The organism is Endozoicomonas arenosclerae, assembly GCF_001562015.1.
Taxonomy (GTDB): Bacteria; Pseudomonadota; Gammaproteobacteria; order Pseudomonadales; family Endozoicomonadaceae; genus Endozoicomonas_A; species Endozoicomonas_A arenosclerae.
This window is the reverse complement of the sequence record NZ_LASA01000193.1, coordinates 1-9,003: the sequence shown is the minus strand read 5'-3', so window position 1 is coordinate 9,003 and position 9,003 is coordinate 1. Positions and strand designations below refer to the sequence as shown.

The window sequence follows — 9,003 nt, the reverse complement described above, 5'->3', positions numbered from 1 at the left end:
TACCGCTATGAAAACATGATGACCCCTTACGAAAAGTTCCTGTCACTGAAGGAACCAGAACAGTACCTGAAAGAAGGGATTACACTGGACCAACTAAAGGACAAAGCGGAAGCCATGACCGATAATGAAGCGGCCAGAAAGCTGCAACAAGCCAGAGAAATCCTGTTTCAATTAGTTCATGAGCGACAAGCCGAGGGTTAGGTAGTAGTACCTGCCTTCAGGCTCATTTCAGGATTGGAAAATACTATGCTTCCGTCTGCCTCCCGCCAAAAGCCGGAAAGGTAGAGATACTGTGCTCCCTACAATAACCATAACCATGGAACCGGAACTATGAACCAGGCTTATAACCAACTGGTAGAACGTTTCAACAAGCTATACCGTTTTCAGCACCTGTCCTCTATTGCCAGCTGGGACCAGTCTGCCATGATGCCTTCGGGTGGCAACCAGGCTCGCTCTGAAGCCCTGGCAGAACTCTCCAGCCTGATGCACGAACTGATCACCGAAAAGCAGGTAGGTGACTGGATTCATGAAGCCAGAGAAAACAGCGATGACCCGGAGACCTTGAGCTCCATCAGGGAGATGGAACGGAGCTGGAGAAAAGCTTCAGTTATGCCCGCTGAACTGGTAAAAGCCCAGTCTCTGGCCAGCTCAAAATGCGAGCACGCCTGGCGAACACAGCGTACAGAAAATGACTGGCAGGGCTTCTCGGAAAATCTGAAAGAAGTCGTAAAACTGGCTCAGGAAGAAGCCAGTATCCGCGCTACAGCTTCTGGAGTAAAAGGCTATGACGCCATGCTGGAGCTGTATGAGCCTGGCATGACCTCCAGCGAACTGGACGTGCTGTTCGGCAACCTGAAAAGCTGGCTGCCAGACACATTGCAAACAGTGGTTGATCAACAAGCTTCGGACACACTGATTGCCAGTCAGGGTCACTATCCAACTGAGAACCAGAAAGCTCTGGGGCTTGAGGTGATGGAACTGCTGGGTTTTGATTTCAACCATGGTCGTCTGGATGTCAGTGTTCATCCGTTTTGTGGCGGCGTATCAGAAGATGTTCGACTCACAACCCGTTATAACGAAGCGGATTTTGTTGAATCTCTGATGGGAACAATCCACGAGACAGGTCATGCCCGCTATAACCAGAACCTGCCTGAAGATTTGCGAAGCCTGCCATTAGGTTCCTACCGCTCAATGGGAGTTCATGAGGGTCAGAGCCTGTTTTATGAAATGCAGCTGGGCCGCAGCCCTGCCTTTTTGCAATTGATCAGACCACTGATTGTTAAACATCTGGCCAACGGGCAGGAAGATGAGCGTTTCAGTCAGTCGAATCTTGAGAAAATCTATAACAGAGTCAAGCCGGGTTACATTCGTGTTGATGCTGATGAGATCAGTTATCCACTGCACGTAATCCTGCGCTATGAGATTGAAAAAGCCCTGATTGAAGGTGACCTGAAGGTCGATGACCTGCCCCAGGCCTGGGATGAAAAAATGCAGGCTTATCTTGGTTTGTCCACTGGAGAGAACCATAGCACTGGCTGTATGCAGGACATCCACTGGCCCATGGGAGCTTTTGGCTACTTCCCGAGCTATACCCTGGGGGCGATGTATGCAGCCCAACAGTTTGCCACAGTTAAACGACAAATTCCGGATGTAGATATTCAAGTGGCCGCCGGAAATCTTGAGCCGGTTTTCAGCTGGCTGAAAGAGAATATCTGGCAGCAGGGCTCAAAACTGGAAACCCATGAGCTTTATACCCAGGCTACGGGTGAACCTTTAAATGCAGACCATTTCAAACAGCACATTCTGAATCGTTATTTGAAAGGCTGATTCTTACCAACAACCAGTGAACCTCCGACACCAAAACAGTTTGGGTTCAGGTTCACTGGACACGGTTCAGCGATCAGCTACTTTTATGAAATCAAAATCGTATTCAGGTATGAATTGTGTCGTTCAGACAACTGGTGTCCGCCGTATGTTTTTCTCTGGTCTTCAGTTTCCATGCGATTGCACAAGCCCAGCCCAATTTTCTGGTTCGTCTGAAAACACCTTCTACACCAGGACTGCCTCCCGCTATCCATCTCTACACTGTTAATGGCGAACTTTTGCAATGGGAGCTGCAACTGCAGTGGCAGAAGTCTTCCAACGCAATTCAAGGCAATAATTCACCCGATATTTCCCTTAAACATGAAGAGAGTAATATGCTGCATCATGACTCTGATGCAACCGCACTGGACGACCAACAGTTTCAGGCTTTGATGAACTTTCTTGAGTCTGGCTTTGAAACCCGTCAGAACTATCAGCAGAAGACAACTCAAAGCTTTATGGCAGAACAGCTGGACGGCAAGCTTGTCGATCTTGATCAACTGCAAAACTTCTACTCTTTGACCCTGACTGATGTGGCACCCGTCAAACAGGGCTGGAATGAAGTGACTGTCACAGATAATCATGGCAACCCCAGCTCTTACCAAATCAAAAACACAGCCAGTACCCTGTCATCACGAGATAAAAGAAATGCCAAGATCGCACAGGTCAGGCATTACTTATCCCTTCTGGAAAACGAATGCAGTGATCTGGCAGGCACTGACTGCCTGTATGAATGGGTGGATGACGAGCCTCCTGTTTATAACGTGCCCCAACAGAGATTGATTCGTTCCATCAATCATGTGACCGATGAATATGGCAATATCACCAATGCCACAATAGCTCCCGATACCCACCAGGGCCCCTATATTTCTAACCTTGCAGCTACCCTGATCATTGCGGGTATTGCTCTGGTTTATATTGTTTTTGATATTGTCCTTGTTGTTGCACTTATCTGTGTTTGTCGGGGTATTTCGAAGTCAGCTCCCAACCCCAAGAATGCCGTACAGCAAAGCATTCCACTCCAAGAACTGTAAATCGTTGGGAAAATTCATACGACATACTGCAGAAGTCGTTGTACCCTGTCTTTAAAGCCATTCCTACCCTCAACACAATAACAGCCAGCAACAATGCAACTATCCGAATTACAGACCAGCGGCCGCTATCTGATCATAGCCGCAGCACTGGTTATTATTCTTGCCGGAATACGTCTGGGCAGCGATATATTGTCGCCATTGCTGTTTTCCTATTTTCTGGCCATATTGCTTAATCCGGGCATCAATGCCTTGAGCCGACTGCATATTCCGAGAATACTCGGCATTCTGGTCGTTGTTTCCTTGTTGATTTTTGCCATCCTGACAATTGTCGCCACCATTGGCAGTGCCTTGCAGGAATTTGCCCGGGCCTTGCCAGGCTACAAGCAGCAGACCATAGATCTTGTTCACCAGATCAGTGACAAGCTGGCTCAGCGCAATATCAACCTTGACCTGAAATCGATGACAGAGCCCTTGGACACATCTTCTCTGTTTGGTTTCCTGACTTCCATGCTGACCCATATGGGCAGTGCCACCAGCTATGTTTTTCTGATTTTTCTGACCGTTATTTTCATGTTGGCAGAAGCGCCTTTACTGAGAAATAAACTGATTCGCTCCATGTCTAACCCCGATCAGCAGCTTAAAGACCTGGAAAGATTTGTATCCTCCGTCAATCGCTATGTTGCCCTGAAAACCGCTATCAGCCTCCTCACTGGATTGCTGGTCGCCTTGCTGCTCTGGTCAAGAGGGGTGAACTTTTATCTACTGGGAGGCATTCTTGCCTTTGCGCTGAACTTTATTCCCAACATTGGCTCCATTTTGGCCGCTATTCCCGGCATTTTGATTACCCTGTTGCAACTGGGCTTCTCCGAAGCCATCTTTGTCTCAGCAGGCTACTTTGCCATCAATATGGTTATAGGCAATATTCTGGAGCCCAGAGTTCTTGGTAAAGGTCTGGGCCTCTCGCCCATGGTCGTTTTCCTCTCATTATTGATCTGGGGCTGGCTGCTGGGGCCCATCGGCATGCTGCTTTCTGTTCCTCTAACTATAAGCATCAAGATATTGCTTGAATCATCTCCTGGCAGTCGCAGGTTTGCAGCACTGCTGGGATCAGGTCGATCCAAATCGGAAGTTGAGGCAGAACAGGCAAAATAATCAGCTATAGCCGCCGACTCTGTATTACAGTAAATAGACTTTTTAAATGGGCAGGATCGAAGACAATGACCAAAAACCCATGGATTGACTGGGCTGAACAAATACGTGCCATTGCCCAGAACGGGATTACTTATACCGATGAAGGTTTTGATCTGGAGCGCTACCACCAGTTGCAGGCCATTGCCCATGAGATGACAGCACAGCTGACGGATGCACCATTGGAAAAGGTGGACAACTACTTTCTTCCTGAAACAGGTTACACCACCCCCAAACTGGATATCCGGGCTGGCGTGTTCAAGGATGGAAAAATCCTGCTGGTTAAAGAGCGTTCAGACGGTTGCTGGGCCTTACCGGGTGGCTGGGCTGATATCTGTGAATCCCCTGCCCTGGGTGCTGAGCGCGAAACTCTGGAAGAGTCCGGATACATAGTGAAAGCTGAAAAGCTGGTCGCTGTCCGGGATGTCCATAAACACCCATACCACCCCAGAAACCCACATCATCTGATTAAGATGCTGTTTCTGTGTGAGTTAAAAGGTGGCTCTCCCAAGGAAAACATTGAGATCTCTGAAGTGGAATTCTTTGATCTGGATAAGCTCCCTCCTCTCTCACAAGGAAGAACCATTGCTTCGGACATCGCCTTGATGAAGCAGCACCTTGAAAACAGGGATTTGCCTACAGAATTCGACAAATAAGTAGTTGCACCTACCATTCTCCAGCATTTACTGGCACTATGTCGCCTAAAAGCAGGATGCTACTAGTGCGCCATGGAGTCCGGCCCGACTGTTCACTATACGGTCAAATTCTCAGGCGGTAGCGTGCCTAATTACCTCTTCCTTGTTGTATTCCTGCTGTAAACCCCATCCATAATCAGATTACTTTTATATGCGGAAATCTGACCGACTTTTTCAGCTCACCAATATTCTTAGGGCACACCAGCCCATCACGGCAAAACAGCTGGCTGAAAAACTCTCTGTTTCCGAGCGAACCATCTATCGCTATATCGATGATCTCTCGGTTTCAGGTATTCCTGTTTATGGTGAAGCCGGATTAGGCTACCGATTATCAGAAGGTTTTGAGCTACCGCCATTACAACTGACCCAGGCAGAACTCGAAGCACTTGTTGTTGGCGTCAATATGGTTGCAGCCTGGACGGGGCCGACATTCAGTGAAGCATCTTCCTCGTTGCTCAATAAAATTGAAGCGGCACTGCCTGAAGAATTTTCATCTTCAGGCGAATTTCAAAGATCCATCAGAACTCCCGGAGAGCACAGACGAGTCATGGATTTTGAAGTTTGGGAAACACTCCATAGTGCCATTCAATCGGGTCATTGGTTGCTCATGTCGTATCAATCACTTTCAGACGAAAACTCCAGCCGAACGATTTTTCCGTTAGGGCTTTTTTACTGGGGAAACAAGTGGACACTGGGTAGCTGGTGCCATCAAAAAAGCGCGTACAGAGATTTCAGGCTGGATCGGATTTCAAAGCTTGAGGTGGTGACCACTGACATGAAACTACCTGACTCTGTATGCCTGAAGGCTTACATCCAATATCAGAAAGCCAGATCTCAGCAGAACGACACTGACACAATGCTGTCAGGAGACTAACTGAAAAATGATCTCTCCAATACAGGAGAGAACCATGATCTATCGTCAAGCTACTTCAGCATTTGCAGGTATGGAATTTGCCACCTTCAAACTCAGAGAAGGTGTGACTGAAGAACAGTTGATCGCTCATTCAAAAGCGGTTGATGAACAGTTTTTATCTTCTCAAACAGAGCTTCTGGCCCACTTCTTACTGAAAGGAAAAGAGGGCCAATACGCCGATGTTGCTATTGCCACCACTCAGGAAAAAGCCGAAGAGATTTGTCAGATGTGGCTTCAGAATGAAGTCACTCAGAAGTACCTTGAACTACTGGACCACGACTCTGTGGATATGACGTTCTGGTCCCGCATCAGCTAATTGCCTGAGCCAGTCACCCTTTGATGACTGGCTTTTACCTTCACTTCTTTAGAGACATTTATGATCCCAGTAAACACTTCTGTTGTTTCCGGTGTTGCCATTGCTGATATTGATGGAGAACCTAAAATCCTCTTGTTAAAGAGAAGCAAAGAAGGCTTCTGGTGCCATGTAGCCGGAAAAATAGAAGAAGGTGAAACCGGCTGGCAGGCCATTATTCGTGAGTTCCATGAAGAAACCGGTATAAAAGTCACCAGCCTCTACAATGCCGAATACTCCGAACAGTTTTACGAATCGGGCAAAAACCGCTTCATGATTATTCCTTCTTTTGTCGTTTTTTGTGAACAAAATCAGGCAGTAACCCTGAATCACGAGCATACTGAGTATCGCTGGTGTTCACTTCAGGAAGCCATTGAGCGAGTGCCCTTCCCGAATCAGAAGCACCTCTATCAACATGTCTGGCAGTATTTTATTGAGAACAGACCATCAGAGATGATGAAAATTGACTTAGTTGCCTGAAGCATCTCTTCATGTAACGTCTGCACTTACCTGACCTATAAAAATGAGGCCCAAATGAACTGACGAGAGACATCAATAAACAGCATACAAACAAGATTTTAAAGTTAGAACAAAAATGGAATTATCAGTCATGGAAGTAATCTTCAACATCATTAACCTGAAGTCTTTGATCACCTTTGTTCACCTGGCAGGATTGGCCTTTGGCCTGGGTGGCGCCTGGGTTCTGGATGGATTTCTAATCAAACTCAGTCGCAAGGATGTGACCCCGGAAAAATATCAGATCATTGAGTTCGTCTCGAAGTTTGTTCTGGTCGGCATTCTTCTACTCTGGTTCTCAGGCTTGTCATTTATTGCTTATTACTACTTGTGGGCTCCTGAAAACCTGGCTAATGAAAAAGTCTGGGCAAAAACATTTATTGTGATGGTTCTGAGTGTGAACGGTTACTTTGTCCACACAAGAATTCTGCCAAAACTGAAAGCCTGCATTGGCAGAACACTGACCGAGTCACTTTCAAGATCTGAGCTGAAAGCCATGACCGCTATCGGTACAGTGTCCTTCGTGTCCTGGTTATTCCCGGTCATTCTAGGTGTTTCCAAGAGTCTCAACTTTACCGTTCCTGCTTTAAACATTGTCGCTTTTTATCTTGTTTCGATGCTTGCAGCCCTCGTTGTTGCCAATATTCTGTCAAGCAAAATTCTGTTTGTTTCTGAGCCCTCACAGACAAGCAGTCAATCGACTTGAGCGTCTGCCTCCCACAAAATGTTTTTCGTTATGTGGGAGGCAAAAATTTATACACCCGGAGTAAACATTGACACCACAAGATCTACTGCTTCGCTATGAACAGGTGCTTGCTAGCCAGGACTGGGAAAAAATAGCCCCTTTAATGCACAAAGACATTTGTGTGACTTTCTCCAATGGCACTTACAAAGGAATCGAAGCGGTAGAGTCAGTCTTTATTGATAACTTTACCTCAATAAAAGAGGAAGACTATCGAATAACCAATGTTCATTGGGCCTACATCTCCGAGAACACAGCAGTGTGTCTTTATGACTTCAACTGGAAAGGTATTATTGATGGTGAAGAATGCTCTGGAGGTGGACGAGGTACGTCTTCTTTAATTCGTGAACAAGATCAGTGGCTGATTATCTCTGAACATTTGGGGCCTTATTCTTCTTAATCCTCCTGTCATGTACAATCCCCATAGTTTCCTATTAAAAAAACAATATTGATTATGAAAACAATTAAAAATGCACTGCTCTCGCTCGCTTTAGCCAGTACAACATTGACTGCCAGTGCAGAATCCACGGTCGCCATCAATCAGAAAAACCTCGTAGGTACCTGGTTCTGCGAAGCCTCTGTGGCCATGGAGCAGGGTAAAATGGAGTACACCAGCACTGAGAATTATTTGAAAGATGGCAGTTCAACAAGCTCAGGCTCTATGAAATTGAGCTTTGGTGAAATGAATATCCCGGACATAGAATACGCGATCAGTGGCACAGGCACCTGGCGTCTTGAGGCTGAAAAGCTGACCGAAACCATTACAGAGATCGATATTAAAAACCTGACCAACCCTCAGTTTGATCAGTTCATCAATCTGAAAGATATGATTCCTGTTAATGTGCCCGAGACATCCACCATTACCAAACTGACTAAAAGTACTATTGCCATCCAGTCTGGGGAAAGCAAAGAAGTTCTGGAATGTAAACGCAGCTAAAACTTCTCTAATAAAGAAATACAGGAGAGCCTGGCATCTCCTGTCGCACAACAATAATAAGTTTTGCCATGTCTGAAAAAAAACTGGTTATAAAACCTGTCAGCCCGGAAGATCTTGATTCGATAGAATCACTGGTAAGAAGAACCTCTGAACAGGACATTTACCCCCTGTTTTCAGCAGAAGGCAGAAAGACCTTTAACAACTCCATCCTCAAGGATACCCAAACTATTTTTGATACCGATCGTTTTTATACGGTCAAGGCCATTGAAAACAATCGGATTGTGGGTGTCGCAGCACTCAGGGATAAAAACTACATGACCACCCTGTTTGTGGATAAAAACAGTCAGAGTAAAGGTGTCGGCAAAGCTTTGCTGAATCATGTACTGGATCATCTGGAAGGCGACAGCCTCTCTCTGCGTGCCTCCATAAATGCAGTCGGTTTCTATCAACATCACGGATTTGAAGCTACAGGTCCTGAAGGTAATGTTAATGGTGTCCGCTTTCTGCCCATGACTTTGAAGTAAATGATCCACGTTCTTAGAACGTGGTTTTGCTTTATGCCCCCCCTATAAGGGGGCTGAAACCGCCAGCCTTCAGAGAAGGCTGGTGAGAGTTGCCCCAAGATTGCAGATTATTTCCTGAAATCTATCTCCTGCTGGAGACGTTCTTTCTTTTCTTGGTACTTCACATATTTACGGATCATTTCTGCATCTACTCCGACAGTATCGACACAGTAGCCTTTTGACCAAAAGTGATTACCCCA

13 protein-coding genes are annotated in these 9,003 nt (G+C 46.2%); 12 read left to right on the top strand and 1 reads right to left on the bottom strand.

Features of this window, described 5'->3' with window-relative positions; all coding sequences use genetic code 11:
• The 12 genes from WG89_RS26715 to WG89_RS26660 form a co-directional block, all read left to right on the top strand.
• On the top strand, positions 1-201 hold a 201-nt coding region (locus WG89_RS26715; RefSeq protein ID WP_062260213.1), incomplete at its 5' end, for a hypothetical protein.
• Positions 202-330: 129 nt separating this feature from the next.
• Positions 331-1,827: a carboxypeptidase M32 gene (locus WG89_RS26710; RefSeq protein ID WP_062270703.1), complete on the top strand. Its 1,497-nt coding sequence runs from the start codon at positions 331-333 to the stop codon at positions 1,825-1,827.
• A 116-nt stretch (positions 1,828-1,943) separates the two neighbouring features.
• Complete coding sequence (locus WG89_RS26705; RefSeq protein WP_062270702.1) at positions 1,944-2,897, top strand: hypothetical protein; 954 nt, start codon at positions 1,944-1,946, stop codon at positions 2,895-2,897.
• A 93-nt stretch (positions 2,898-2,990) separates the two neighbouring features.
• Positions 2,991-4,049, top strand: coding sequence for an AI-2E family transporter (locus WG89_RS26700; protein WP_062270701.1), 1,059 nt, complete (start codon positions 2,991-2,993; stop codon positions 4,047-4,049).
• A 65-nt stretch (positions 4,050-4,114) separates the two neighbouring features.
• On the top strand, positions 4,115-4,741 hold the full coding sequence (locus WG89_RS26695; protein WP_062270700.1) for an NUDIX hydrolase: 627 nt from the start codon (positions 4,115-4,117) through the stop codon (positions 4,739-4,741).
• 190 nt (positions 4,742-4,931) lie between these two features.
• Positions 4,932-5,654 carry a helix-turn-helix transcriptional regulator gene (locus WG89_RS26690; protein WP_062270699.1) on the top strand — a complete coding sequence of 241 codons (723 nt, stop codon included), beginning with the start codon at positions 4,932-4,934 and terminating at the stop codon, positions 5,652-5,654.
• A 34-nt stretch (positions 5,655-5,688) separates the two neighbouring features.
• Positions 5,689-6,009: a hypothetical protein gene (locus tag WG89_RS26685; protein ID WP_062270698.1), complete on the top strand. Its 321-nt coding sequence runs from the start codon at positions 5,689-5,691 to the stop codon at positions 6,007-6,009.
• Positions 6,010-6,069: 60 nt separating this feature from the next.
• Positions 6,070-6,525: an NUDIX hydrolase gene (locus tag WG89_RS26680; RefSeq protein WP_062270697.1), complete on the top strand. Its 456-nt coding sequence runs from the start codon at positions 6,070-6,072 to the stop codon at positions 6,523-6,525.
• A gap of 130 nt (positions 6,526-6,655) precedes the next feature.
• Positions 6,656-7,267, top strand: coding sequence for a hypothetical protein (locus WG89_RS26675; RefSeq protein WP_062270696.1), 612 nt, complete (start codon positions 6,656-6,658; stop codon positions 7,265-7,267).
• Positions 7,268-7,334: 67 nt separating this feature from the next.
• On the top strand, positions 7,335-7,703 hold the full coding sequence (locus tag WG89_RS26670; RefSeq protein ID WP_062270695.1) for a nuclear transport factor 2 family protein: 369 nt from the start codon (positions 7,335-7,337) through the stop codon (positions 7,701-7,703).
• Between the two features lie 54 nt (positions 7,704-7,757).
• On the top strand, positions 7,758-8,240 hold the full coding sequence (locus tag WG89_RS26665; protein WP_062270694.1) for a hypothetical protein: 483 nt from the start codon (positions 7,758-7,760) through the stop codon (positions 8,238-8,240).
• Between the two features lie 68 nt (positions 8,241-8,308).
• Complete coding sequence (locus WG89_RS26660) at positions 8,309-8,764, top strand: GNAT family N-acetyltransferase (RefSeq protein WP_062270693.1); 456 nt, start codon at positions 8,309-8,311, stop codon at positions 8,762-8,764.
• A 107-nt stretch (positions 8,765-8,871) separates the two neighbouring features.
• Here WG89_RS26660 and WG89_RS26655 read toward each other — a convergent pair.
• Positions 8,872-9,003, bottom strand: a 132-nt coding sequence (locus WG89_RS26655; protein ID WP_172806795.1) for a transposase, incomplete at its 5' end; no start/stop codon positions are given.